This is a genomic window from Microcoleus sp. S13C4, from assembly GCF_036700865.1.
Lineage (GTDB): Bacteria > Cyanobacteriota > Cyanobacteriia > Cyanobacteriales > Microcoleaceae > Microcoleus.
On record NZ_JAUBPS010000030.1, the window covers coordinates 52,291 to 77,799 of the forward strand.

The window sequence follows — 25,509 nt, forward strand, 5'->3', positions numbered from 1 at the left end:
TCATTAGTCATTAGTTATTGAGTCGGTTGAATTTGCCGCTGACTGCTAACTGTTGACTGCTGAGTGCTGAATGTCCGTGACAAACTGTGCAATTGTAGCGCATTACCAAAGCCTCTAGAGTTTCTGAGCGAGAACCCGTTGGAGAACTTGCTGGTAAGCGGTTTCTACCGATCCTAAGTCGCGCCGGAATCGGTCTTTGTCCATCACACGGGCGTCGGGGTCGGCTTCTGCGTTGTCCCAGAGGCGGCAAGTGTCGGGACTGATTTCGTCGGCGAGGATCAGATTTTGATGTTGGTCGATACCGAATTCTAGTTTGAAGTCTACTAGGGTGATGCCGCACTCGGTGAAAAATTCTTTGAGTATTTCGTTAATTTCGCGGGCGGCGATTTCTAGTTGGTCTACTTGTTCGGGGGTGGCTAGCTGCATTAACTGGAGTCGGCTGCGGGTCAGCAGCGGGTCTCCCAAATCGTCGTTTTTGTAATAAAACTCCACCAGCGGCGGATTGACAATTGTGCCGAGGGCGAGTCCGGTTTGCTTGCAAAGACTGCCGGCGGCAATGTTTCTGACTACGACTTCCAATGGCAAGATTTGGACGCGACAGACTCGCATTTGGTTCGGGGCCGGCGTGTCGATGAAGTGGGTGGGAATGCCTTTGGCTTCTAGCATCCGAAACAGGTGGGCGGATACGGCGCAGTTGATTTCGCCTTTGCCGACGATGCTGCCGCGTTTCTGGGCGTTAAAGGCTGTGGCGTCGTCTTTGAAGTGGGTCAGCAAAATTTCGCTGTCTTCGGTGGAGTAGAGGATTTTGGCTTTGCCTTCGTAGAGTTTGCGATCGGCTGACATGGCGATTAATAATGTAGATGAGTTTTAGATTTTACCGTAGCTCGATCGGGCGTTATTGGCGAGTTTTTGGATGTCCGCTGCGCCCCTGAGAGCATGAGGGGCGAGTACACCTGTAGGTAGATACCATCATTTGCCCGGGCATAAATGATTCTTGACAAAGGACAATAGAGATTAAACCTGCTGGGTTCGCGATCCGTGCTGACTCAACCTCGCCAACGAGACGGGCGCTTAAAAAACATCTATAAAATGGCTGATTTATGGAAGACAAAAAAATTCATATTCTCTTGGTAGAAGATGATGAGGTTGATGTGATGAACGTCCGGCGAGCATTCAAAAAAAATAACATCGTCAACCCCCTCTACATTGCTGCCAATGGATTAGAAGCTTTGGCTATATTGCGTGGAGAAGGGAAAATAGAGCCTCCAATGCCTCAAGCCCGCCGGTTGATTTTGCTGGACTTGAATATGCCGAGAATGAGCGGGATCGAGTTTTTGCAAGAATTGCGACTGGATGAATGTTTGAGGTCGATTCCGGTAATCGTCCTCACAACTTCTAATGAAGATAGAGATAAAGTAAAAGCTTATAATTTGAATGTAGCTGGCTATATTCTTAAACCTGTTACTTTTTCTAACTTTGTGGAAGTGATGGCTACCCTAAACAGATACTGGATGCTGAGCGAAATTCCTTAAAATAGGGGAAATTTAATAAAAAATTTATTTTTTAATGTGGCTTGGTGATTTTTCAGCGATGCAGTTGTTTTAATTCCTTTTTCCAGACTGCAGCTTTTTCGGAGTAATCCACAATTCGGTTGTTATGGACAAAATTCTCACAATTCTGATAGTTGATGACGATGCAGTCGATCGAATGGCGATCAAACGTTCGCTCAAGTCCGCTGGTGTTTCGGCAGAAGTTACTGAAACAGAAGACTGTGCGGAGGCGCTGGCCCAACTCTCGGTCAGCAAAAATTCTATGCAGGCTACCTCGAAACTCTCCAAAGAAAATAAATCTCCCCCTTTAAGCGAGGTTGAAGAGCTAGAAAATGGGCTATTAAATCAAATATTTGAGTGCAAATTTGACTGCGTATTGCTCGACTACGGATTGCCCGACGGAGACGGACTCAGTTTGGTAAAAAATCTACGAGAAGCTGGGCTGAAAGTTCCCTTAATTGTGCTCACAGGTCAAGGCGACGAACAAATCGCTGTGGAATTGATGAAGGCAGGAGCTTCTGATTATATCGCTAAAAATAAGCTTTCTCCAGAGAGTTTGTCTCGCAGTTTGTACAATGCGATGCGCGTTTACCGCGCCGAATCTCAGGCGTTTCATACCAGTCAAAAACTCAAGGAAAGTGAGGAACGATACAGGTTAGTTTTAGAGGGAGTGAACGACGGAATTTGGGATTGGGATTTAAGTAAAAATGAGGTTTATTGGAACGATCGCCTTTTGGAAATTATCGGTTTGTCGCGAAAGCAATTTGGCAGGACTATGGACGCTCTATACAACCGCCTGCACCCCGATGACAAGGAGGGAATCGTCAGGGCGATCGTGGCTCACTTGGAACAAGAAATAGACTATAATGTAGAATTCCGCCTGCTACACTCGAACGGTGTTTACCGCTACTGCACTTCTCAGGGAAAAGCTCAGCGCAATTCCAAAGGAAAACCGCTGCGAATGGCAGGCATGATTAGCGATATTACTGAGCGGAAACAGGCGGAATATGCTCTGGAAAGGGAACGGCAGCAACTGAGACAAATTATTACTTGCGTGCCTGTAGCAATGGCGATGTTCGATACACAAATGCGCTATATGGCTAACTCTAAAAAATGGGTTAGTCAATTTAATTTGGAGTTGCCGTCCCTGAATAATCTCAGCCATTACGAATTGTTTCCAGATACGCCAAATCGCTGGAAAGTAATGTACCAAGAAGTGCTCCAAGGCAAGGTAGTTTCTGTGAGCGAAGAGGCCTGGGAACGAGCAGACGGATCTGTTCTGTACCTGCGGTGGGCTGCTCACCCTTGGTACGATCCAGACGAGAAAGTGGGGGGAATTGTGATGGTTGCCGACAAGATTAATGAGTTGGTGGAAGGGCGGGAAACTGCCTTAGAAGCGAGCCGAGTGAAGTCGCAATTCTTGGCGAACATGAGTCACGAAATTCGCACTCCGATGAATGGGGTTTTGGCAATGGCTCAATTGCTGCTGCGCGCTCCTCTGGAACCGAAACAGCGGGACTGCGCTCAGACTATTTACCGCAGTGCTGAACATTTGCTGAATGTTATTAATGATATCCTCGATTTCTCTAAGATTGAAGCGGGAGAAATGCGGTTGGACAAGGCTAATTTTGATTTGGATAGTTGCGTTGAGTCGGTGATAGAAATCCTAGCGCATTTGGCCGAAGAAAAAGGCATTGAATTGAATATTTTAGTTGACAGCTCAGTGCCGAGAAAGTTGGTGGGCGACGCGGGCAGATTGAAGCAAGTTTTGCTGAATTTGACGGGTAATGCCATAAAATTTACCGATCGCGGTCAAGTTCTAGTTCACGTAACTGTGAAACAGGGCAACCGACTGGCAGAGGGTAGACAAGGGGCAAGATTGCTATTTTCGGTGCGGGATACTGGCATTGGAATTTCGCCCGAAGGGCAAACAAAGCTGTTCCAATCTTTTACTCAGGTAGACGATTCTCCTACTAGGCCTTACGGCGGGACGGGTTTGGGTTTGGCTATTTGCAAGCAGTTAGTGGAGATGATGGGAGGGGAGATTGGAGTTCGCAGTGTGCTAGGCAGCGGTGCGACTTTTTGGTTTGCTGTACCTTTGGAAAAACAGTTGCAAGTTGAGCCTCATGATCCCGAACTTGCGGGCAAGAAGCTATTAGTAGTCTCTGGAAGCGCTGTGAGAAGGGCTGCGGTGCGATCGCTCGCTCAAAGTTGGGGGGCCCGCTGCGATGAGGCAGAAACTGCTGCTGAGGCTTTGAGTGGGTTGAACAGGGCCCAGGGCGGGATTTCTCAGGATTCGGGGGAGAGGGAAAAAAGCTGGGATGTGGTGCTTGTGGACTTGCAAATGCCAGAGTTGGATGCGGAGGAATTTGCTAGGAAAGTGCGATCGACCTCGAATTTTGGCTCGTTAATCGCCATGACTGCTTTGCGGGAACAGCCGAAGGCTGAAGCGCTTTGTCATCAGGGTTTTAACGGATATTTGATCGAGCCAGTGCGGCCAAGCCACCTGCTTGAGGCAATGCTTGCGCCGGCGAAGGGAACGGGAGTTTTTGGGAGAGTGGAGGCTGCTAATACTTGCAAGTTGCCACCAGTTAATTCTCAATATATTACTCCCAATTCGCCCTCATCGCTGAGAATTTTGGTGGCGGAAGACCACCCCATCAATCAACAAGTTCTTGTCGAACAGTTAGCAGTTTTAGGCTATCACGCTGACTGCGTGGTCAACGGTCAAGAAGCGCTGGATTTGCTGGCAAAAAAAAGCTATGATTTAGTGCTTATGGACTGTCAAATGCCCGTACTTGACGGTTATAAAACGGCACAAAAGTTAAGGCAAATCGAAGGAAGCGATCGGCATACTTTTGTGATGGCTTTAACTGCTCATGCTATGCCGGGGGAACGAGAAAAGTGTCTGGCGGCGGGGATGGATGATTATCTCAGCAAACCTGTAGATTTAGATGCTTTGGCGGCGGCCCTGAAAAAGTATGAAGCCCTAAATGTTCAGGGTGAAAATAAGTATGGAGTTAAAAGTATTAATCCCGAAAATAAATCTCAATTAGCAACAAATTATACAGAAGTTGTGGAAAAAACGCAGGCGGTGGCTGGGCCGACACCAAGGGCGATCGCACTTCAGACTTGGGCACATAGAGACTACGACGGACTGTTCGACAAGAGCAGATTGGAGCAACTCGGACGAGTTAATATTAAATTGCCAGAGCGACTTTTGCAAGCTTTTGTGGCAGAGGCCCAAGCTGATATGGCTGCTGCCAAAATAGCCGTAGAAGCTAAAGATTGGCAAGCTGTGGAATATCAAGCCCACCGTCTCAAAGGAACTTCTGCTAATGTGGGAGTTGCTCTGATGTCAGATTTAGCCGCACAATTAGAGCATCAAGCGCGAGGCTTTCAATCTGACCCACCAGGGGTAAAATTGTTAAATATTGAGAGGGTTGAGAACCTATTAGTGAGTTTGTCCAGTCATTTAGCCCGGGTTCAAGAATTTGTGGAAACTCGAATGTTTGGTTAATATCTTACTCGATCATACTTGATCGTAGTTGGCGATTAAATTCGCCCTTACACAAACGAAGTCTCTCTCGCTTGAGACTAAAAAATAAAGCGGTACGGTACGGAGTGTGCATCCTACATAGAGAAATTCTAGGAAAATTTTGTTTGTTTCTTCTCTCCGTGTCCTCTGCGTTCTCTGCGGTTAATTAAAAAAATAATTAATTTAGCTATGAATTACGATACCAGTACAAACACTATTTTAGACAGCGATTCATTAGAAAATGATGAAAAACTGCTAACGCCTTTGATGATTTTTGCTCGGGAAGTTTTATTGTATGAAAACGAGGCTATCTCTGAGCAAGATTCTGTAAAAGCTGTGCCGTACCAGCTCGATGAAATCACTAATTTATGTGTTGACAATCTCCTAGGAAAAGTGGCTCGCTGCTGTCGTGAAAGCCAGGTTGGGAAAAAATTACCTACGGCTTTTTACGTTCATGTTTCGGCTTTGCAGACACTCAACCCTATCCTCGGAATCTACGAAAATTGTGCCAGACGCCATCTCGAAAATATTGATGAAGCAACTTTAGTTAAATTTTCACTCCATCAACCTAAAATATCTTATCTTTTTTACCCTGATTTCGATACAGATGCTCACCCTGCTTTGCAAACCAGCATCCAAATTAATCTAGCAACAGGGGAAGTTAAATATTTCGATTACAGCAACAGCGAAAATCCCCCTGTTTTGCACCGCAAGGAAACTTTTGTAGCTGCGGATTATCCCAATTACGAAAAGTTTTCTCGACTGACTCGCTGCGAGGAAAAGTGGGGGTTGCTTGACAATACTAGCGTTATCGGCACTCGCGAGGGTTGGCTCAAATATTTGGGATATTGCGGTGTCGAAATTCAAGATCATGCTGTTGTCGAGCGTTTGAAACAGGAGAATAGTGAGCTCTCAGTTCCCAAGATTGAGCGTCACAAAGCTGCGATGGTACGTAACTCGCTTTCTAAACCTGTGCGTCTAGTTTTGGAAGCTGATTTATTTTGGGATGGGGCGACTTTTTTTGATTACGGTTGCGGGTACGGCTGGGATGTTAAATGTATTAATGAAGAGGGTTATGCTGCTTCGGGTTGGGACCCGTACTATCAGCCGGATACTCCGCGAATTGGTGCGGATATTGTGAATATTGGTTATGTGATTAATGTAATTGAATCTTTGGCGGAACGCCGAGAGGCTTTACTGAATGCTTGGGAATTAACTAAGAGTTTATTAGTTGTAGCGGCTCAAGTTTTGATTGATGATAGCGACAGAGGTCAAATTGCTTACGGGGATGGGGTGATTACTTCTCGGAATACTTTTCAGAAATATTACGAACAGGAAGAGTTGAAGGTTTATATTGACCAAGTTTTGAATGTTGATGCAATTCCTGTGGCTTTGGGAATTTATTTTGTGTTTCGGGATGCAGCAGAGGGTGAAAGTTTTCGTGCTTCTCGGTTTCGATCGCACTTATCGACTCCCAGAGTGCGATCGCAAGTTAAGCGGTTTGAGGATTATGCGGAAATGCTGGCTCCTTTGATGGCTTTTGTGAGCGATCGGGGCCGCCTTCCTGTTAAAGGCGAATTAGCTGAAGAATCGGTAATTAAGGGGGAATTCCACAGTTTTAATCGCGCTTGGAGGGTGATTTTGCAAGCAACTGATGCGGATGATTGGGAGACAATCGCCGACAAGCGCCGCCAGGACTTGCTAGTATATCTCGCTCTCAACGGTTTGGGCGATCGGCCTTCGATGCGCCGACTCCCGGCTCAAATCCGCAACGACATCAAAGGTTTGTTTGACAATTATCAAAAAGCTTGCACTTTGGCAGATTTAATGCTATATAGTTTGGGCAAACCTGATATTGTGGCTGACTGTTGCGAAGATAGTGCGATCGGCTACAAACAGCACGGTTCCCTTTCAGTTCACGTCTCTGCATTAGAAGAACTTGATCCTTTGCTCAGGGTGTATGAAGGCTGCGCCAACCGCACAATCGGTAGACTTGATGGCGCTACAATCATCAAATTTCACGCTCGCAAACCTCAGATTTCCTATTTATTTTATCCAGATTTTGATACTAATCCGCATCCAGCCCTCCACACTTCTATGCACATACATTTGCGCGATCTCTCTGTCAGCTATCAAGACTATTCAGATGTGTACAATCCGCAAATTTTAGTGAGAAAAGAAGCTTTTGTTACTGCTACTTATCCCCATTACGAAAAGTTTGCGAAACTCAGTCGCCAAGAAGAAAAATTAGGGATTCTAGATCGTGGCGCCGTTAAGAAATATCGGGAATGGGTGAAGTGTTTGGAGGAAAATTGCGTTAAAATTAAGGGTCATAAGTTGTTTTGGCGATCGAATGCTGACCCAGAAAAGTTGAAAATGCTGCAAAAAGCAGCGTCGGAACGCCAGCAGAAAATGATTGAGCTTAATGCGGGAAAGATTGAACAAACCGCAGAGGGCGCAGAGGGCGCAGAGGAGGAAAAAGAAGAAGGAGAATAATTTACATTAAATCCGGTTAATTGTCTCCATTATCTTTGTAGGGAAACGGTATTGCCCTGTCCTATTTACTCGTTACCAAGCTCCAGCTTGCAAGCTAAACCTCATTGCCTCATTTTCGCTTGATGCTAAAAACGACAAACCAATTGTCTTAACCTCATAAGTAAAAATACTTGTTTACAATTATTAATAATAAAAAATGATAAAAATGAACGATCAGTAGTATATAATACGCCTCATGTTAATGGGAAAAACCATGAACGATAGAGATAAAGTCTTCACACAACTAGCAGAAGAACGATGGAAAGTGTCCTTAAAACTAACATTAGCCATGATGTTTATCTACTTTGGATTTATCTTATTAGTGGCTTTTAATAAGTCATTAATGGGTTCATTAATTGTACCCGGATTAAGTTGGGGAATATTCTTAGGTGCCCTTGTCATTATTGCCGCGTGGGTATTAATTTACATTTACGTCAGTTGGACGAATAACTACTACGATCGCCAAATTGAAGAATATATTAAGAGTTCAAAATGAACACAACCCTTGGACAATTTAACCTCACTGCTGTTTCCTTTTTCCTATTGTTTGTGGTTGCCTCTTTAGGAATTACTTATTGGGCTGCAAAAAAGACAAAAAGTACCGCCGAATTTTACACAGCAGGCGGTCAAATTAATGGTTTTCAAAATGGTTTAGCCCTCGCAGGAGATTTTATGAGCGCGGCCAGTTTTTTAGGCATTGCTGGTTTAGTCGCCCTTAATGGTTTTGATGGCTTAATTTATTCGATTGGTTTCTTAGTGGGTTGGCCAATTGTTATGTTTTTAATTGCCGAACCTTTACGCAATTTAGGAACCTATACTTTTGCCGATGTTGTTGCCTATCGGATGCGTCAAACTCCCGTGAGAATTGCCTCCGCGATCGGTACTTTAGCCGTTGTTAGTTTTTACTTAATTGCCCAAATGGTAGGGGCTGGCAATTTAATTAAATTGCTCTTTGGTATGGAGTACGAATTAGCCGTAGTGATTGTCGGTTGTGTGATGTTAGCCTATGTTATTTTCGGCGGCATGATGGCAACCACTTGGGTACAAATTATCAAGGCATTTTTGTTATTAGGGGGTGCGATATTATTAGCGATTTTAGTATTATCTCAATTTGATTTTAATCCCCTTAAATTATTTGCCGCCGCCTCTGAGAAATATGGACCGGAAGTATTAGCCCCAGGTAAACAGGTAGCTAATCCTTTAGACGCTATTTCTTTAGGGATGTCTTTAATGTTTGGTACAGCCGGATTACCGCATATTTTAATGCGTTTTTATACAGTACCAGATGCCCAGGCTGCTCGTAAGTCAGTCATGTATGCGACATGGTTTATCGGCTTCTTTTATCTGTTGACTTTTATCCTCGGTTTTGGCGCTATGACTTTATTAGGCCAAGACAGTATTAAGGCCATTGATAAAGGGGGTAATATGGCCGCGCCGATGTTAGCAGAACATTTGGGCGGTAATGTTTTATTAGGCTTTATTGCCGCGGTTTCTTTTGCCACAATTTTAGCAGTAGTCGCGGGATTAACGCTTTCGGGTGCTGCCGCGCTTTCTCACGATTTATGGGTGAATGTGGTGAGAGGAGGCTCTGCTAATGAATCCGAACAATTAAAAGTCGCCCGCGGTGCTACTGGCTTCTTAGGTGTTTTGGCAATTATTTTGGGAATTGTTTTTAAAGGTCAAAATGTTGCCTATATGGTGGGTTTGGCTTTCGCGATAGCCGCGAGTGGTAATTTTCCGGCTTTATTAATGTCAATTTTGTGGCGAAAGTTTACCACAAATGGGGCTGTCGCGAGTATGATAACAGGGACTTTTTCATCTTTATTATTAATCTATTTGTCTCCGACAATTCAAATAGATTTACTCAAAAATACGGAGGCAATTTTTCCTCTGAAAAATCCGGGTTTGGTCACAATTCCTTTATCATTTATTGTCGGAATTGGGGTTTCTTTATGGAAAAGCGATCGGCAAGCCTCTGAAAAATTCTCCGAAGTAGAGCAACTTATTCACTTAGGAAATGCACAACTTGTCGCGACTTTACCACCCGATGAATTAGATGGTGAATTACCTTAATATCGAGAAAGGGGATTTCTTAATCAAAAATCATTAATTGCAGCCAAGAGAAAACCGTGAGAAATCCGGTTTCTTTGGTTGCTGTGCATAACTCCTGAGAAAAAAACTATTTACTGGTTACCAGCCTGATAGCGCAACTAAGGCAGATCCGGAGGAAGAGCCTCCATTTTTACTGGTTTCCAGGCTGATAGCGAAAGTAAAGGTTCTGGGGTGAGGAAGAGCCTCCATTTTCGGAAGCGAGGCTCTTCCTCCCTTATCTGAGTTATTAATGGGCATTGCCGTGTCCTATATTTGTAGGGAAACGGCATTACCGTGTCCTATATTTGTAGCTTAAGCAAACTTAATCTTCAAATAATCATCCTCCATCTTCGCTCCCGAAGGTTGCAGGGCAGCTAAAGCTTGGGGCAACACCAAATTACGGCGGTGATTCCCAATCCGAACATTCAACTCATCTCCCGTTTTGCTCAACTGGATCTGATCCTTCGCAATTCCGGGCAAATACAGTTCAAGACTATATTGATTGTTTTCTTGAACTATCTTAATCGTATTTTCTTTGTAATAAACTTGACTTGGGTCTTCGTCTTTGTAAAGCGTTTCTTTCAACCGTTCCAAAGCTGCCAAACCGCACATTTCTTCAGAATAAAGTGGCACCTCCTTAACTGGCAGCGGCATGAAATCTGAGTGAATTTCCTGACGGTACTGCTCCTGGCTTTCTTTCCACCGTTTAAAAAATGGGTCAGTTACTTCTGCGGGAATAATCCGGTTAGCTACTACTAAATCTGTGGCTACATTGTACAAACTCAAATAGGCATGAGCGCGCAGAGACTCTTTAATTACCATTTTTTCGGGATTGGTAACTAACCTTACCGAAGTGACAGTATTGTCAGTTAAAACCTTTTCCAAAGCTTCGATTTGTTCGTAAAATTCGTAAGGTGCATCCATCACCTCTTTATCTGGTAAGGAAAAACCTGCAATTGGTCTAAAAATAGGTTCAACTAAAGGTCTAAGGGCGGCTGATATGCCTTGCAGTGGCTTGTAAAATTTTCTCATGTACCAGCCGCCAACTTCCGGCAAACTTAGCAGTCTCAATGCTGTGCCAGTCGGAGCCGAATCGATAATTAAAACATCAAATTCGCCTTCGTCGTAATGCCGCTTCATTCGCACTAAACCGAAGATTTCATCCATTCCTGGCAAGATGGCTAATTCTTCAGCTTGCACCCCTTCGAGCCCCTGCGCTCGCAAGACTTGAGTAATGTAGCGCTTAACGGCTCCCCAATTGCCTTCTAATTCCCTGAGAGCGTCTAATTCTGCTCCCCACAAGTTCGGTTTCACCAGCCGCGAATCGTGTCCGAGTTCCATGTCAAAGCTGTCGGCTAAGGAGTGAGCAGGATCTGTGCTCAGCACTAGGGTTTTGTATCCCAATTCGGCACATCGCAGCCCAGTCGCAGCGGCTACGGAGGTTTTGCCGACGCCACCTTTTCCAGTCATTAATATTAAGCGCATTGATTGTTTAGCTCGCCTGAAAATTCTTTACTTCTTTATTGTAACGTTCTGTAACAGAGATTAATTTAGTGGGGGAATTAATTTTGGCCACAAGCAGCCGCCGGACACAGCACATTTTCGGTCATTCACGAAATTGCTGCCATGTCAAGATCAGTTAAAGTTATTTATTTCAGATATCAATTGCGACACATAAAAATCCATCACCATTCATCTGTGTTTATCTGCGGTTAAAAAGGGCTCTCGCTCTTGAAACACCATTTTTTGTTGCTAACAAACCTAAGAACAATTCTCAAACATTAGTTGTCACGGGAAATACAAGTTGTTTGAGTACATCCAACCGCGAACAGTTCCAGTAATCGATGTGAGAAACAATTAAATCATCACTGTTGACTTTAAGTTCGCTCCTACCGGCGATCGCCATTTTCGGTTTCCAAGGTAGCGGTGCGATCCAGCTCAGAGTCCAGCGAGTTTCTATAGTATCTCCCGACTGGGAAATGTTGTGCAAGTCGAGTTTAATCTCTTTAAAAAAAGTCCCCATAAACCCGATCATTTTGCGGTAGCGATCGACTCCTGTAAATCGATTCACTGGGTCTTCAAAATAAACCTCTTTTGCGTAAATGTTGTAAGTCTGATTGTCGGGGAATCTTTGATAATCGTCTTTGAGAATTTCAATAATATCCATTATCATTAGCTATTTGCCTTAAATTATTATAATATAGTTTATACTTGCTTGAGAAAAGGCGGACAACTTATGATCGACCTGTACACTTTTACCACACCGAACGGTCGCAAAGTCTCGATCATGCTCGAAGAAATAGGTTTACCCTACAGCGTGCACGTCATCGACATCAAAAAAAACGACCAATTTAGCCCAGAATTCATCGCAATCAACCCCAACAGCAAAATTCCGGCCATAGTCGATCGAGATAACGGCATCACCGTCTTCGAGTCTGGCGCTATTCTAATCTATCTTGCCGAAAAAAGCGGCAGATTTCTGCCCACAGACAAACAAAAATACTTTCAAGTTATAGAGTGGCTGATGTTTCAAATGGCCAGCATCGGCCCCATGTTTGGTCAGCTAAACCACTTCAAACGCTTTGCACCCGAACAAATTCCCTATGCGATTGGGCGCTACGAAAAAGAAACCTTGCGCCTCTACGGAGTATTAGACACTCAACTAGCAAAATACGAATACATCTGCGGCGACTATTCTATAGCCGACATTGCTACCTATCCCTGGGTTGCTATTTACGAATTTCAAGGATTAACCCTCGACAACCACCCCCACCTCAAGCGTTGGGTAGAAACCTTGCAGAAGCGTCCCGCCGTTGAACGCGGCATGGCAGTGGGCGCAAGTCCTAACTGAGAATTAAACTTGACGAGCGGTCACAAGCTATTTGACTGTAGCTCAAAATCCGGTTTGACACTGCCATGACTTGCTAACCATTGATAAACTTGCAGGATCTGCTGAGCTTTAACATCCCAGGAATAGTGATTCATGGCGTAATTGTGGGCTGCAATGCCCATGCGCGCAACACGAGCGCGATCGGCGACAAGCTGTTCGAGTTCTGCGGTAAAATATTTTACCAGTGTGTCAAAATTACCGAGAGGAACTTTAATCCCGCGATCGGGCTCTACCAGCGCACCTGGTCCGCCGTAGTCAACTACAACACAAGCCATACCGCACGCCATTGCCTCAACCACAACGCCCGCCCCCAGTTCGCGAATCGAGGGAAAAGCAAAAATCTCAGCTTGGCGCATCAATTCTCCCACTTCAGCTTGGGTTTTTTGACCTAAAAGTTTAACGCAGTTGCCTAAATTGTGTTCTGCGATTAATTGTTCTAGTCTAGGACGTTCGGGTCCGTCGCCAACGATCGCTAATTTATGCTGCTGCAAAATCGAACTATTAGCGAAAGCGCGAATGACAACTTCTGGCAATTTATAGGGAACTAGCCTCCCGGCAAACAGTACCGTCACTTGTTCGCTGCTAGAGCGTTCGGGCAGCTTAAACAGTTCGGGATCTATGCCAACTTCGGCATAATTAATGGTCTTCGATCTCGCTGAGGCTGGCAAATCTGCGATCGTGTGATCGAATGCCGCCAGAATTCCTGCTGAACGTTCATAAGTAGAGCGGTAAAAAGGCATTAACCTGTAAGCATTTCGCACATAGCTCAACCACTCGCGTTCCCGCTTCAACTCAATTGTGAAAGCTTTCGGCCAAGGCAGCCCGCCGTTGAGAGGTCCTAACAAAAAAGGAATAGGACTCCAAGTTGCCATCGGACTCGGCTGCGTGGGCGACATCGGGGTAATCCGGTGAACGACATCGAAATACCCGCTTTGCAACTCCTGCTTGTAGCGCTGCCAGACTTCCCACTCAAAGGCGAGATAGCTGAAATAACCCAGCGCTGCGTTAATAGTCCAGGCTTTGTTTGAGCCACTTAGTAAAGTCGTTAGCTTTTGAATGGGAGCAGCAACTTTTTCTGTATCTATATAAACTACTTTAGCGTTACCCATTCCGGCTCGATCGATATTTGGTTTATTCCTAATTTGAGTAACAACCGTAGCATTAACATAATGGCTTATCGCACGCGCAAATTTATATCCAACCACCGGTAAAGAAGGCCACTCAGGATTGCAAACATCCGCCAGAATCAAAACTCGCATCGTATCAGTTTTCTCTGGGTTTTTCATAAAAATTCTAGTATCTGTATAATTTGTCATAATTCGCGAGATTGGTTTAGCAGAAGTTCCCTGCGGTTGCCCCCTGGCTTGCCTACCCTAACTAATTGTTCGCGAAGAGTGATAATTGCTATGGGACTCAAGAACTTTATAACACCGCTATCCCTATTTTGGCAAGTGTACCAATACATAGAAGATCGCGGTGTTGTTTTAAAGCTACTGCTGATTCAGGATTGGAATGATTTTCTGACCGGCTTCCAGCACGCAATTGTTGGCCCACCGAGGAACTTAATCGGCGAAATGCTTAATAATTGCCTCCGCAAACTCCGAACACTTCAACTCAGGCACCGGGGGCTCCATCAACCTCGCCAAATCGTAAGTAACTTCACCGTTAGAAATTGCCGCTCCCAAACCCTTCTTAATCAAGTCTGCTGCTTCCTGCCATCCCATGTATTCTAACATCATCACTCCGGACAAAATCAGGGAACCGGGATTGACTTTATCCAAACCAGCGTGTTTCGGTGCAGTGCCGTGAGTCGCCTCAAAAACTGCACATTCATCACCAATATTCGCACCAGGGCCCATACCCAATCCACCCACAATGGCGGCGGCCGCATCGGATAAATAATCCCCGTTTAGATTCATGGTCGCCAAAATCGAATACTCGGCCGGTCGGGTTTGAATTTGTTGGAAAATACTGTCAGCAATTCGGTCGTTGACCATGATTTTTTCTTTCCACTGGCCGCTGCCGTGACTCCCCCAAATTGCAAACAGAACATCGGCTACTTCTTGACGAATTTTGGCTTGTTTTTCTGGGGTCAAAGCATCGTATCCCGGGTCTATTTGGCGAGCATTATCTTCTAAGCTAATGGCTGAATTTTTTTCTTTGTGGCCCAGAATCCAAGACTCTCTTTCAGTTACGCACTGTTCTCGAAATTCGGTTGTTGCTAATTCGTAACCCCAATCTCGGAACGCCCCTTCCGTATATTTCATGATGTTGCCTTTGTGTACCAAAGTCACTTGCTGCTTATCTTTTGGCAACCGCAAAGCGTGGGTAATGGCGCGCCGTACTAAACGCTGAGAACCTGTTTTGCTAATGGGTTTAATTCCGATTCCAGAATCGAGGCGAATTTGTTTTTTGCCATGTTCTGGTGTTGCTGGAATTAACTCATTATTGAGGAATTCAATCAATTTTTTGCCGATTTCGCTGCCTTTCGCCCATTCAATTCCGAGGTAAATATCTTCTGTATTTTCTCGGTAAATAATTACATCTAGGAGTTCAGGAGTTTTGTGAAGCGATGGTGTTCCAGCATAATATTTGCAGGGTCGCACGCAGGCGTAAAGGTCAAAGATTTGCCGCAAAGCTACGTTGAGCGATCGAATGCCACCCCCGATTGGGGTTGTCAGCGGCCCTTTGATGGCGACTCCGTATTCTTTGATGGCGTCTAAGGAATCCTGCGGCAAATATTGGTAAGTACCGTAGACATCGCAAGCTTCGTCGCCTACATAAATCTTAAACCAGTTAATTTTCCGCTTGCCGCCGTAAGCTGTTTCTACCGCAGCATCCATGACTTTCTGGGATGCTGGCCACAAGTCCACTCCCGTACCGTCACCGCGAATGAAGGGAATAATCGGGTCATCGGGGACGATCGGCGAACCATCTTTGAAAGTAATTTTAGAACCAGTTGTCGGGGCTACAATCTTTTGGTACATATCTTAACAGCGCGGATAGCAATGTTCCCTATTTTGGCACGATTATCTCCCTAAACCTCAATCAATCCTAAATATTTGTATAAATTTTTGATAAATTGATTTTTAACTGCAGATAACAGCAGATAAACGCAGATGTTTGTGAGGATGTCTGCATTTATCTAGGATTTTATTCTTTTTGCATATTCTTCTTCACAATCCACAAAATAAACCAGATGACAATAATCACCGCAACTATTTTGGAAACCGGATCGAGATACTTATCTACAAGTGTATAATTTTCCCCTAGTTTATATCCGGCAAAAGTGAGTAAACTCACCCACAAAATTGTGCCGCCTGTTGAGTAGAGCAGAAAAGGGATCAAAGACATATTATTGATGCCAGCGGGCAGGGAAATCAGGGTACGAACTCCCGGTACGAGGCGACACAAAAACACGGCTTTGTTGCCGTGTCTGTTAAACCATCTATTTGCTTTGTCAATATCGGCGCCCGATACTGTGATCCACTTGCCGTATTTGTCTGCTAAATTCCTCAAGCGTTCTTCGCTCAATAATTTACCCGCATAGTACCAGGGAAGCGCGCCCAGAATTGTACCGATTACTCCGGCTGCGATCGCCGGTGCTAACTGCATATCATTACCCTTTGATGCCGTGAATCCTGCCAGTGGCATAATCAATTCTGAGGGGATGGGCGGGAAAAGATTTTCTAAAAACATCAACAGGCCAATTCCGAGATAGCCCATCGACTGCATTGTGTTAGTTATCCATTCAACCATTTTGATTTAATAATTGGTAATAGGTATAGCAGAAGGAAGTTCGGCAACGGATTATCTAAGAAATGTAACGGATGTCAGGAAGACCGAATGCCGAAGTTGGAAGAAGGAAGTTCATGAAGAAGTAGGGACACGGCAATGCCGTGTCCCTACTGTGGGGATAGATCGATGATTAAGTGCCCGAAGTCCAGGAGTTTGTGTACTCAATTTGTTCGGCAGTCAAGGTATCAATGTGAATACCCATTGCTTCCAATTTGAGACGGGCAATTTCTTTGTCAACTTCTACGGGGATTGAGTGAATACCCGGCTCTAGTTTGCCTTTGTTCGTAACCAGATATTCGCAGGCTAAAGCTTGGTTAGCAAAGCTCATATCCATCACGGCGCTGGGGTGTCCTTCGGCTGCTGCCAAGTTGATCAAACGGCCTTCGCCCAACACAATAATCGACTTGCCATTATTGAGGTGATATTCTTGAGTGAAAGACCGGACTGTTTTCACGTCGGTACTTTTCGCGCCAAGGGATTTGAGGTCAATTTCAATGTCGAAGTGACCGGAATTGCAAACAATTGCGCCGTCTTTCATTGTCTCGAAATGTTCGGCACGAATGACGTGTTTGTTGCCGGTAACGGTAATGAATATATCTCCGACTGTTGCTGCTTCGTCCATCGGCATGACGCGGAAACCGTCCATCACTGCTTCGATCGCCCGAATCGGATCGATTTCGGTGACAATTACGTTAGCACCCATACCACGGGCGCGCAGTGCCGTGCCTTTGCCGCACCAACCGTAACCTGCAACCACAATATTTTTACCGGCTAACAAAATATTGGTAGCGCGGATAATGCCGTCTAGGGTAGATTGACCGGTGCCGTAGCGGTTGTCAAAGAAGTGCTTGGTGTCGGCGTCGTTGACGTTCATTGCGGGGAAAGTCAGCACGCCGTCTTTCAACATTGCCCGCAGGCGCACGATGCCTGTGGTAGTTTCTTCGGTAGTTCCGATTAAGTCGGAAATTTGGTTCGGGCGGTGCTGGATCAGGGCTGCCACTACGTCGCTGCCGTCGTCGATAATGATGTTGGGGCGGTGATCTAGGGCTGTGTAGACGTGACGTTCGTAGGTAGCTGCGTCTTCTCCTTTGAGGGCGAAGACGGAAATGCCGTAGTCTTCAACTAAGCAAGCTGCTACGTCATCTTGAGTGCTCAAGGGGTTGCTGGCGATCAGTACGGCGTCGCCACCGCCGAGTTTGATGGCGATCGCCAAATGAGCGGTTTCTGTGGTTACGTGGCAGCAAGCAGCCAAGCGAATGCCAGCGAAAGGCTTTTCTTTAGCGAAGCGTTCTTGAATTTGTCGCAAAACCGGCATTTCCCGGCCGGCCCACTCAATGCGTTGCTTTCCCAAGGGGGCGAGGGACAAGTCTTTGACTTCGTGTTTAATCTTGACGGATGTAGCAACCATGTATGTTATTTCTGAGGAATCATCAAACTTTGTTAGTTCTAGCAGATTAACCCCTCGCCGGGCAAGTGCTGTGATTTTAGTTGATCGGCCTGGGGGAGGTTAATCTTAAATTTTGATTGTGTTCGATCGACCAATTTGCGATCTGCACAGGGGAGTCACCCGCACCGCGAGAGTCAAAACTTCCTGTCGGGCGATCGCGATCTCAATCTTTTTTGTTAGCGTGGCGTTCTTGAATTATATGAATAATAGAAGGCACAAAAGAAAGTACAATTATTCCACAAACTACCGGCAGTAAATATTTGTCAACTTGATCGGGAGGAATCATTTTTCCCAAATAATAACCCAGCAGAGTTATCCCCACCGTCCACACAAACCCGCCGACGAGGTTATAAAACATAAAAGTTTTGTATTTCATTGCCGCCACTCCCGCCACTATCGGCGCAAAAGTGCGGACAATTGGCATAAATCTCGCCAGTACAACTGCTTTTTGACCGTGTTTTTCGTAGAAGTTTTCGGTTTTTTCTAAATATTCTTTCTTAAACAGCCACGAATCTTCCTTCTGAAATAAGCGACGGCCCCAACGGTGTCCCGTTGCATAGCCAACATTATCACCAGCCACCGCGCAGACAAAAGCCCCAAAAATTAGCGTCCAAATATTCAGAGAGTCGGGCGCAGCAGCGACAATTCCAGCAGTAAACAGCAAGCTGTCTCCCGGCAGAAAAAAACCGAACAGCAATCCGGATTCTGCGAACACAATAGCCCAAATCCCCAAATAGCCAAAGGTTTTAATCAGTTGCTGCAAATCAAAATTCATCTTTCTATTTTTCCGAGGAATGAGCTAAGCAGTATATAAATGACATATATGATATCATTGTCTGTTGAATATAGCATAAACGAGGGTCTGGAAAAATCAGAAATTAGCCAGCGATCGATTATTGGTCTAAAATTTTTTAGTTCAAATTTAACAATGGGTGTGATAATTCAACAAATCCAAACTAGCTTGTTAAACCTGTTGGGTCAAGCGATCGAGGCGCCGTCAATAGCAGCGGCTGTGGTAGTTCTGGTGCTGATGAACACCGCAGCGAAGTTTGTTCGCCGAACAATCTCGGCAGCTACTCAACAGACTGTCAAAAGTTTGTCCTTGTGATCGCTCTTGGTGCAGATAGCCTTTGCCCTCACTTGGGCTGCGGGCAGTTCGATCGCCTGCGTGATTGCGTTCTCGGCTTTGCGTCCGGGAAATATCATCGGTTTGTTAGGACTGGATTCAGTAGCTATTAGTTTCGCGTTCCAAGACATCTTCAAATACTTTTTAGCGGAAATATTTTGCTGTTGCACGAAGCGTTGCAATTGGGCGATCGGATAATGGTAGAAGGCTTTGAAGGTACTGTTGAAAAGATTTTGCGGCGTTCAACTCAAATTATTAGTGCTCGGGGAGAGCGAGTTATCGTGCCGAAGGCGATCGTATTTACCAATTCAGTGCGGGTAAGCTAATCCGCATTTAAATTGCATAGTCAAATAAATCTTTACTTGTGTGGGGACTAGGGGTTGGGCAGGAGAGCACGCCCTCAATATACAATTTAAATGCACAACAGCTTACTAATAGGCCGGCCCCACAGGCGAACTAACTTGCCTTTAAATTTAGCCTATGATGTTGATACTTCAGGCTTTAACGATGGTTATTATCTTATTGTCCGTTATTACGCTGCGCGAACAAGCACAGGTGCGACGGACAAACACCAGGGGTGTGGTGGCGATTAAAGTAGCGTGCATCCGGGCCGACATTAAAATTCCTCAACCGATACTGGTGAATTTGTACGATCAAACAATTTACCGTGAGTAAGTTTTGAGTTGGGAGTTGGGAGAGGGAGAGTGGAAGAGTGGAAAAAATCCTCTGGCTTCACGCTTGACTTCTTCCCTCAACACCCCTCGGTTAAACCCGTTAAATCCCGTACACTGCGCGTTCCCGAACTTCACCCTGATATCAAATCCGCGCTTCATCGTCGGGCGTAAAATCGAGTCAATATCCAACACTCAACCATTATTCAGTTTGGCGACCCCGAGTCAACAGTCAGCAGTCAACAATCATGAGGAGTGCAACCAGAGTTGATATGACTTCTCCCTTCTGAATTTTCAAATCAAGCAAAAGGCGAGCCTATTTCTCATTAGCGCGCCTCCTAATTGAATTTTATTTTGTTGTCAAACGGAATTGAAGAGAGGGTTCCGGTTGAAAAAAATCATGAAGCCGTCTTGCTAGCGCGGCGGCGGCGTGCTGCAACCAAGCCGCCGAAACCGAGAGCCAAACCAGTCATCGTAATCGGTTCGGGAACTGCTTCTGCACTCACTGTGAAGTCTTGGAAGTCTGCGTCCTTGCCGTTACCAGCATCGTCGAAGGAGATCACCGTGCCGCTAAACAGAGAACCTACTCCGTTTGTGTAGTCTCCGGCAGATTTGAAGGCCTTCGTTGTTTTTGTGTCGAGTGCGTTCCCCAGCAACGCCCCGCCAAACACGGCTTGCTGGCTGGCGCCGCTGTTCAAAGTTGAGGTCGAGTAGACAGTGCCCGACCACTGCCCGAAAGTGCTGGAGAGTCCCAAAGTGTAGATTTGATTTGCCAGGAATTTGAATACTACCGGGCCAGAATCCTTGACAGTATTGCCCAGAGTTCCTTTCCATTCGTTCGCCCTGCCGTTGTCTGAGGATTTAGTTTCCGAAAACAAGGTCTTAGCTATAGAGGCTACCGAGTCCTTCACGGTGTAAATTCCCAAAGATGAAATGTACGCGCCGTGAGACTCTGTGAAGTTAAACTTGACATCTTGATCTTGGCTGAAGGAGATGCCGCTGGTGCCGAAGGAGAAGGCGTGGGCTGGAGCACTTGCACCAAACAGAGCTGTGGCGGCTGCGGTAGCTGTTAGGGCGGATAAGAGTTTGGTATTCATAACCTGTTCCTTTTGTGCGAGGGTCTTAATAATTTCATTATGCGATACTTTGTTTGTATTTGGGGCACTTTAGGTAAAGTTTGACATATTCTTTATCAAGCCTTTACATATCCTTCATAAATGCTCTCGATCACATCTGCTGGCGGGCGATCGCTCCTAATAATACCCACTAAATAATTATAAGAACTGTGGAGTGAAACCTTGCAGTAGCGGGCATAGGAGCGCAGAGCAGCCACACAGATTTGGAGCTGGCCTATGCTAATTTTTTATTAGATTCTCAAGTCTAAATCCTCAACAGCAAACACTTAAGTATAAATACGGTAACATCTGTGTTCCTGACAGTTACAGGAGTTTTATATTAACCAGAAACTGGGAATATTTGTTTGTTGGGGCTTGCGTAGGAGAGTTAAAGTAGTTTATCTATCGGGTAAATTACGTACAAAGTGCGATCGTTGGGTCTACGTATTTTGGTTGAATTAAATAGATCCCGTGGGGTGAGATATCCCAAAGATGCGATCGACGAGATGCGATTTCTGCAGATTGAAGCGGTAAAAGAGCGCATTGACCCTCAACAAATACCCTAGATAGAAGCTCGGGGCCAGTCTTTCCTGCCGATCGACCGCATCAAAACAGACCGCTGTAGCGTTCCTCGGCCCAAGGTTCGCCCCGCTGGTGGTAGCCGTTGCGTTCCCAAAAACCGAGTTCTTCAGTTTCTGTAAACTCCAAGCCGTTAATCCATTTAGCGCTTTTCCAAGCGTACAAGTGGGGAACTACGAGCCGCATTGGGCCACCGTGCTCTGCGGATAGAGGTTCGCCGAAGACGGTGTGGGCGAAAAAGTTTTCTTCTCGGAGGAAGTCGGCGATCGCAATGTTAGTGGTGTAGCCGCCGTAGCAGTGTTCTAGAAGGTGGAGAGCTTTTGGATCGACTGCTATGTAGTTCATAAAATCTGTGACTTTGACTCCCGTCCACTGCACGTCGAGTTTTGACCACCGAGTGACGCAGTGAAAATCCGCAGTAAAGTTACTTTGGGGCATTGCCTGGAAGTCCGACCAAGTGAAAGTTTGTGGTTTTGCCAATCCCCAGACTTTAAATTCCCAAGTCTCTATGCTAACCAAGGGTGTATCCCCGTAGGTCAACACGGGAAAGCCGTTGGCGAGGTATTGACCCGGAGGGACGCGATCGCTGTTTTCTAATTCTGGCTTGCGAAAAAATTTGCCCAGCATTGATTCACGCTCTACAGTAAGTGACTGCAATCCTGAGTATAACTTGCAGAGATGGGCTCATCGCAATTCATCTCAAGGTAGAAAGCAAAAGCACTTCTGTAGAAAGAAAAATCCCTAACTTCTACCTGATGCCAACCTAATTCTGCCTTCGGACATAGCCAAAGCTAAAAATTACCAACTATTATGATCCCAGCGTAAGTAAGTAGGCGCTGTCAAACGCAATTATGTAAACGATTGTAAAGTCTCCAAAGGCGCTAAGCGTGGCTAAGTCAGCCCTGTTTACATACTGTGACATAGCTGAGTTTAATTCCGCTTACCTACTTATTAAGTATGCAATCTTACATTTTATCGCAATTCATGGTGCATTTCCCAATTTTGGATGTATTGTTACAATATGCTCAGATGCCATATGTAAACCAAATTGATGGGGTAAAAATCATGATCACAAGTTGCTTGATTCCGTTGACGGTGTGCTTGATTGCTGGGTGGGTAACTGCCGGGACTGACAATAGAACGCTAGACGGAATTCCGGCTCCCATAGCTGCAATTATTGGAGTGTGTTCGTTAATTTGGTTGCTGGCAGTGTGTCCTTGGCCTGTTGAACTCGCTCTAGTCTTGGCGGTGCTGGTTTTGGGCAAAGCTTATTTGCAAGATATCTTGAAAGTCGGCTGAATTTTCAGGGCTAGCGCTCCTATGATTTGCGGGAGCGCGATCGAGTGCTGCTACTTTGTTAAAATTTTTCGCTATTTGTCTGGCTATGTTCTTAGAAGGGGTCGCAAAGACGGAACCAACCCCAGAACTGGTGAAATTCAATTTACATATTTCAGTTAAAAATTAGAACATACAGATTGACAGAGAAACCCGGTTTATCTAAGATAAACCGGGTTTGTGCAGGTCTGAAATTTTCACACATCCCGCAAGAATTGCTTAGGACTTAGACACTCGGAACACAAGAAATCTGGTTTCTGAGTCCAGGAGTGTTGCTATATGTGCATAAAATGGCGAGCTGTTAAATTGGCAAGCGATTGATATCTTTATTAGAACCAACTACTACCATCGCGTCGCCCTTTCTCAAGCGTTCGTTTGGCTGCGGATTAATCTCGAACTTGTCGGCGCGACCCACTGCTAGCAAGTTCAAACCATACTTGCGCCGGAGTTCCAATTCCGAGATGGTTTTACCGTCAAATTTTTCAGGAACGAGCACCTCAACGATGCTGTGATCTGGGTCGAGATCAAAGCGTTCTAAAATGCTGGGTTGTGTAAGAACCCGGGCCAAAGAGCAGCCCATTTCTCGTTCTGGAAAAACTACATGATCTGCCCCGACTTTTTTCAACAGTTTTAAGTGAGTTTCCGAAGAAGCTTTGGCAATTACGTGACTTACCCCGCCTTCCTTAAGATTTAGGGTGGTGGTAATGCTTTCTGCGAGGTAATTGCCGATCGCCACAATCACTGTTTCAAATTCAAATATACCCGCTTCCGCAAGAGCGCTAGGCTCAGTAGAATCTAACTGCACAACGTGAGCAGCAATGCGATCGTTCAAAGCTTGAGCTACTTTTTTTTCATCGGTGTCAACTCCCAAGACTTCGTAACCCAAGCCGTGCAGAGTAGAACACACAGCTTTGCCGAAGCGTCCCAAACCAATAACTGCAAACTGCTTGTTTTCGGCGCGCAAAGTCCGAAAAAAATTCAAAGATGACAGGTTCACTCAATATCCAGCGCTGAGCGTCTTGCTGTTTAAATTTTAGCAGAGACAGCGCCGCCTCCTTTTGATTTTTGGGTAAGTAGTAAAAGTTGATTTGGGTTGTCACCCATTGTTTAGATTATCAGCAACGAGGCAGGATTTTTTTATCCCACTAACAAACTTTCCTCAGCATACTTAAAAGACCTGGGTTTTGGGTCGCCGAATGCAGCACTCACCAGCAGCAGTATCCCAACCCGACCTATGTACATTGTAGCAATCAAAATCAACTTACCGATCGCTGAAAGCGTGGGTGTAATCCCAGTGGAAAGACCGACCGTGGCAAAAGCTGAAACGGCTTCATACAGCGCTGCGATAAATTCTACTTGGGGATTGGTCAGCTCGATTAAAATTGCAGATGTGAACGCGACCAACAGGGAACCGAAGACTACGCTAATGGTTTTCAGAATCATTGCTGGCGGGATTTGACGCTGATAGCACTCCACATCTTCCTGGCCTTCGATAACTGCTGTGGTACAGCAAAACAATATCCTAAAAGTTGTGGTTTTGATTCCGCCGCCGGTGCTGCCAGGACTGGCGCCGATAAACATCAGCGCGATAGTCAGAAATAGCGAGGCCTCGCTCATTTGGCCAATACTAATTGTATTGAAACCCGCCGTGCGGGGAGTAACAGATTGAAACCAAGCTGCCATCACCTTTTGAGGGAAATTTAGAGAGCCGAAAGTGTCTGGGTTGTTGTATTCCAGCACCAAAAAGGCTAGCGTTCCTAAAATTAAAAGGACAGCCGTTGTAGTGGTAACAACTTTGAAGTTCAGGGAAAAAACTGTGCAGATAGGGCTTTTATTCAACCGATCGCGCACCCACAGGTACATTTCCATAATTACTTGATAGCCAATTCCCCCAAATATGATTAAACCGCTGACTGTGAAGTTAACCATAGGCGAACTGATGTAGCCGATCAAATTATCTGAATAGATGCTAAAACCGGCGTTGTTAAAAGCATTAACGCTGTGAAAGATAGCAGACCACACGCCCTCTTTAAATCCGTATTGCGGGACGAAAACCGTCATCAGCAAAAACACTCCTGTTAATTCAAACAAAAGCGTTGTTGCTAGAATTGACTGCACGAGTTGTACTACGCCGGCTAGTCCGGATTTGTCGAGAGATTGTTGGAGGGCAACTTTGTCTTTCAAGCCAAAGCGGCGGCCCAATAACAGCAGCAAGAAAGTCGTGGCTGTCATATAGCCCAATCCTCCTATTTGCACCAGTAAAACTAGGCACAGTTGCCCCCAAAAAGAGTAATATTTTCCGACATCCACAACCGACAAGCCCGTGACGCAGACAGAGGAAGTAGAGGTAAACAGTGCTGTTATTGGATCGCTCCAAGTTCCATCAATTGTGGAAAAGGGCATCATCAGTAATAGAGCACCTACGAGGATGACAGCGAGAAAGCCCAAAGCAATGGTTCGCGAGACAGTCATTCGATTTTAGATTTTAGAATTTAGATTGTTAGAGTCGATAGAGGCGTTACCACCTCTACCTCTCCTTCAGAACCGTGCATGAAACTTTCGCTTCACACGGCTCCTTGATAATTCTATCCTTGTTATGGATACGATTCAAGACTGACAAGGTTTTTGGCACTTTCTTGAGTGCATTGACCCGTCTGTTTTAGTCTTTGTGTCATGGCAATGTCTATGTAGAAGTTGAAGGTTATTATAGGTGTCTTTTCCACCTAATGACGTTGGCTTAATATGGTCAACTTCTACAATAGACCTCTTGCGAAAGTGCGCTCGTTCTAGGTAAAATAAAAGAAAAAATTAGATTAATAATATGAATTACGAAC

Annotated in this window: 23 protein-coding genes and 1 pseudogene; 11 read left to right on the top strand and 13 right to left on the bottom strand. The window is 45.3% G+C overall.

Annotation, left to right across the window (positions count from 1 at the left end):
- Nucleotides 1–114 precede the first annotated feature (114 nt).
- Nucleotides 115–843: a phosphoribosylaminoimidazolesuccinocarboxamide synthase gene (gene purC / locus QT996_RS14720; protein ID WP_333047376.1), complete on the bottom strand. Its 729-nt coding sequence runs from the start codon at nucleotides 841–843 to the stop codon at nucleotides 115–117.
- Nucleotides 844–1,100: 257 nt separating this feature from the next.
- Between purC and QT996_RS14725 the strand changes: the two genes are divergently transcribed.
- The 5 genes from QT996_RS14725 (at nucleotide 1,101) to QT996_RS14745 (ending at nucleotide 9,696) form a co-directional block, all read left to right on the top strand.
- The gene (locus QT996_RS14725; protein ID WP_006631782.1) at nucleotides 1,101–1,532 is read left to right on the top strand and encodes a response regulator; all 432 of its coding nucleotides are present in this window, start codon (nucleotides 1,101–1,103) and stop codon (nucleotides 1,530–1,532) included.
- A 124-nt stretch (nucleotides 1,533–1,656) separates the two neighbouring features.
- The gene (locus tag QT996_RS14730; RefSeq protein WP_333047377.1) at nucleotides 1,657–5,070 is read left to right on the top strand and encodes a response regulator; all 3,414 of its coding nucleotides are present in this window, start codon (nucleotides 1,657–1,659) and stop codon (nucleotides 5,068–5,070) included.
- 207 nt (nucleotides 5,071–5,277) lie between these two features.
- Nucleotides 5,278–7,584 (top strand): DNA phosphorothioation-associated putative methyltransferase, encoded by a 2,307-nt coding sequence (locus tag QT996_RS14735; RefSeq protein ID WP_333047378.1) that lies wholly within the window; start codon nucleotides 5,278–5,280, stop codon nucleotides 7,582–7,584.
- Nucleotides 7,585–7,837: 253 nt separating this feature from the next.
- A complete protein-coding gene (locus QT996_RS14740; protein WP_333047379.1) occupies nucleotides 7,838–8,119 on the top strand; it encodes a DUF485 domain-containing protein in 282 nt (93 codons plus the stop codon).
- Complete coding sequence (locus QT996_RS14745; protein WP_333047380.1) at nucleotides 8,116–9,696, top strand: sodium:solute symporter family transporter; 1,581 nt, start codon at nucleotides 8,116–8,118, stop codon at nucleotides 9,694–9,696. The genes QT996_RS14740 and QT996_RS14745 overlap by 4 nt, the downstream gene beginning before the upstream one ends.
- Nucleotides 9,697–10,026: 330 nt before the next feature.
- Here QT996_RS14745 and QT996_RS14750 read toward each other — a convergent pair whose 3' ends face one another.
- Together QT996_RS14750 and QT996_RS14755 are read right to left on the bottom strand one after the other, a co-directional pair.
- Entirely contained in the window at nucleotides 10,027–11,199 is a 1,173-nt protein-coding gene (locus QT996_RS14750; RefSeq protein ID WP_172188640.1) for a TRC40/GET3/ArsA family transport-energizing ATPase, read from the bottom strand.
- A gap of 289 nt (nucleotides 11,200–11,488) precedes the next feature.
- On the bottom strand, nucleotides 11,489–11,881 hold the full coding sequence (locus tag QT996_RS14755; protein WP_333047381.1) for a DUF2358 domain-containing protein: 393 nt from the start codon (nucleotides 11,879–11,881) through the stop codon (nucleotides 11,489–11,491).
- Between the two features lie 69 nt (nucleotides 11,882–11,950).
- Here QT996_RS14755 and QT996_RS14760 point away from each other — a divergent pair, with 69 nt between their 5' ends.
- On the top strand, nucleotides 11,951–12,565 hold the full coding sequence (locus tag QT996_RS14760; RefSeq protein ID WP_333047382.1) for a glutathione S-transferase N-terminal domain-containing protein: 615 nt from the start codon (nucleotides 11,951–11,953) through the stop codon (nucleotides 12,563–12,565).
- A 20-nt stretch (nucleotides 12,566–12,585) separates the two neighbouring features.
- Here the strand turns inward: QT996_RS14760 and QT996_RS14765 are convergent, their stop codons facing one another.
- The 5 genes from QT996_RS14765 to QT996_RS14785 form a co-directional block, all read right to left on the bottom strand.
- Nucleotides 12,586–13,920 carry a glycosyltransferase family 4 protein gene (locus tag QT996_RS14765; RefSeq protein WP_333047384.1) on the bottom strand — a complete coding sequence of 445 codons (1,335 nt, stop codon included), beginning with the start codon at nucleotides 13,918–13,920 and terminating at the stop codon, nucleotides 12,586–12,588.
- A gap of 246 nt (nucleotides 13,921–14,166) precedes the next feature.
- On the bottom strand, nucleotides 14,167–15,591 hold the full coding sequence (locus tag QT996_RS14770; protein ID WP_333047385.1) for an NADP-dependent isocitrate dehydrogenase: 1,425 nt from the start codon (nucleotides 15,589–15,591) through the stop codon (nucleotides 14,167–14,169).
- A gap of 166 nt (nucleotides 15,592–15,757) precedes the next feature.
- Nucleotides 15,758–16,363: a DedA family protein gene (locus QT996_RS14775; protein ID WP_333047386.1), complete on the bottom strand. Its 606-nt coding sequence runs from the start codon at nucleotides 16,361–16,363 to the stop codon at nucleotides 15,758–15,760.
- Between the two features lie 169 nt (nucleotides 16,364–16,532).
- On the bottom strand, nucleotides 16,533–17,810 hold the full coding sequence (ahcY, locus tag QT996_RS14780; protein WP_333047387.1) for an adenosylhomocysteinase: 1,278 nt from the start codon (nucleotides 17,808–17,810) through the stop codon (nucleotides 16,533–16,535).
- A 202-nt stretch (nucleotides 17,811–18,012) separates the two neighbouring features.
- Nucleotides 18,013–18,624 carry a VTT domain-containing protein gene (locus QT996_RS14785; protein WP_333047388.1) on the bottom strand — a complete coding sequence of 204 codons (612 nt, stop codon included), beginning with the start codon at nucleotides 18,622–18,624 and terminating at the stop codon, nucleotides 18,013–18,015.
- 48 nt (nucleotides 18,625–18,672) lie between these two features.
- Here QT996_RS14785 and QT996_RS14790 point away from each other — a divergent pair, with 48 nt between their 5' ends.
- The 4 genes from QT996_RS14790 to QT996_RS14805 all read left to right on the top strand — a co-directional run bounded on the left by QT996_RS14790 (nucleotide 18,673) and on the right by QT996_RS14805 (nucleotide 19,650).
- Nucleotides 18,673–18,957 carry a hypothetical protein gene (locus QT996_RS14790; protein ID WP_333047389.1) on the top strand — a complete coding sequence of 95 codons (285 nt, stop codon included), beginning with the start codon at nucleotides 18,673–18,675 and terminating at the stop codon, nucleotides 18,955–18,957.
- 9 nt (nucleotides 18,958–18,966) lie between these two features.
- Nucleotides 18,967–19,173, top strand: a complete 207-nt coding sequence (locus QT996_RS14795; RefSeq protein ID WP_333047390.1) for a hypothetical protein — start codon at nucleotides 18,967–18,969, stop codon at nucleotides 19,171–19,173.
- Nucleotides 19,173–19,301, top strand: a complete 129-nt coding sequence (locus QT996_RS14800) for a mechanosensitive ion channel domain-containing protein (RefSeq protein ID WP_333047391.1) — start codon at nucleotides 19,173–19,175, stop codon at nucleotides 19,299–19,301. The genes QT996_RS14795 and QT996_RS14800 overlap by 1 nt, the downstream gene beginning before the upstream one ends.
- 181 nt (nucleotides 19,302–19,482) lie before the next feature.
- The gene (locus QT996_RS14805; RefSeq protein WP_333047393.1) at nucleotides 19,483–19,650 is read left to right on the top strand and encodes a hypothetical protein; all 168 of its coding nucleotides are present in this window, start codon (nucleotides 19,483–19,485) and stop codon (nucleotides 19,648–19,650) included.
- Between the two features lie 394 nt (nucleotides 19,651–20,044).
- On the opposite strand, the gene QT996_RS14810 is transcribed toward QT996_RS14805, so the two are convergent.
- Nucleotides 20,045–20,743, bottom strand: coding sequence for a PEP-CTERM sorting domain-containing protein (locus QT996_RS14810; protein WP_333047394.1), 699 nt, complete (start codon nucleotides 20,741–20,743; stop codon nucleotides 20,045–20,047).
- A 624-nt stretch (nucleotides 20,744–21,367) separates the two neighbouring features.
- Complete coding sequence (locus QT996_RS14815; RefSeq protein ID WP_333047395.1) at nucleotides 21,368–21,967, bottom strand: sulfite oxidase-like oxidoreductase; 600 nt, start codon at nucleotides 21,965–21,967, stop codon at nucleotides 21,368–21,370.
- Nucleotides 21,968–22,369: 402 nt separating this feature from the next.
- Between QT996_RS14815 and QT996_RS14820 the strand changes: the two genes are divergently transcribed.
- On the top strand, nucleotides 22,370–22,639 hold the full coding sequence (locus QT996_RS14820; protein ID WP_333047396.1) for a hypothetical protein: 270 nt from the start codon (nucleotides 22,370–22,372) through the stop codon (nucleotides 22,637–22,639).
- Between the two features lie 337 nt (nucleotides 22,640–22,976).
- Here QT996_RS14820 and QT996_RS14825 read toward each other — a convergent pair whose 3' ends face one another.
- The 3 genes and pseudogenes from QT996_RS14825 to QT996_RS14835 form a co-directional block, all read right to left on the bottom strand.
- Nucleotides 22,977–23,672, bottom strand: coding sequence for a TrkA family potassium uptake protein (locus QT996_RS14825; RefSeq protein WP_333047398.1), 696 nt, complete (start codon nucleotides 23,670–23,672; stop codon nucleotides 22,977–22,979).
- A gap of 140 nt (nucleotides 23,673–23,812) precedes the next feature.
- Nucleotides 23,813–25,147 carry a TrkH family potassium uptake protein gene (locus QT996_RS14830; RefSeq protein WP_333047399.1) on the bottom strand — a complete coding sequence of 445 codons (1,335 nt, stop codon included), beginning with the start codon at nucleotides 25,145–25,147 and terminating at the stop codon, nucleotides 23,813–23,815.
- Between the two features lie 135 nt (nucleotides 25,148–25,282).
- A pseudogene (locus tag QT996_RS14835) lies at nucleotides 25,283–25,441 on the bottom strand (HNH endonuclease); the annotation flags it as partial.
- Nucleotides 25,442–25,509 lie beyond the last annotated feature (68 nt).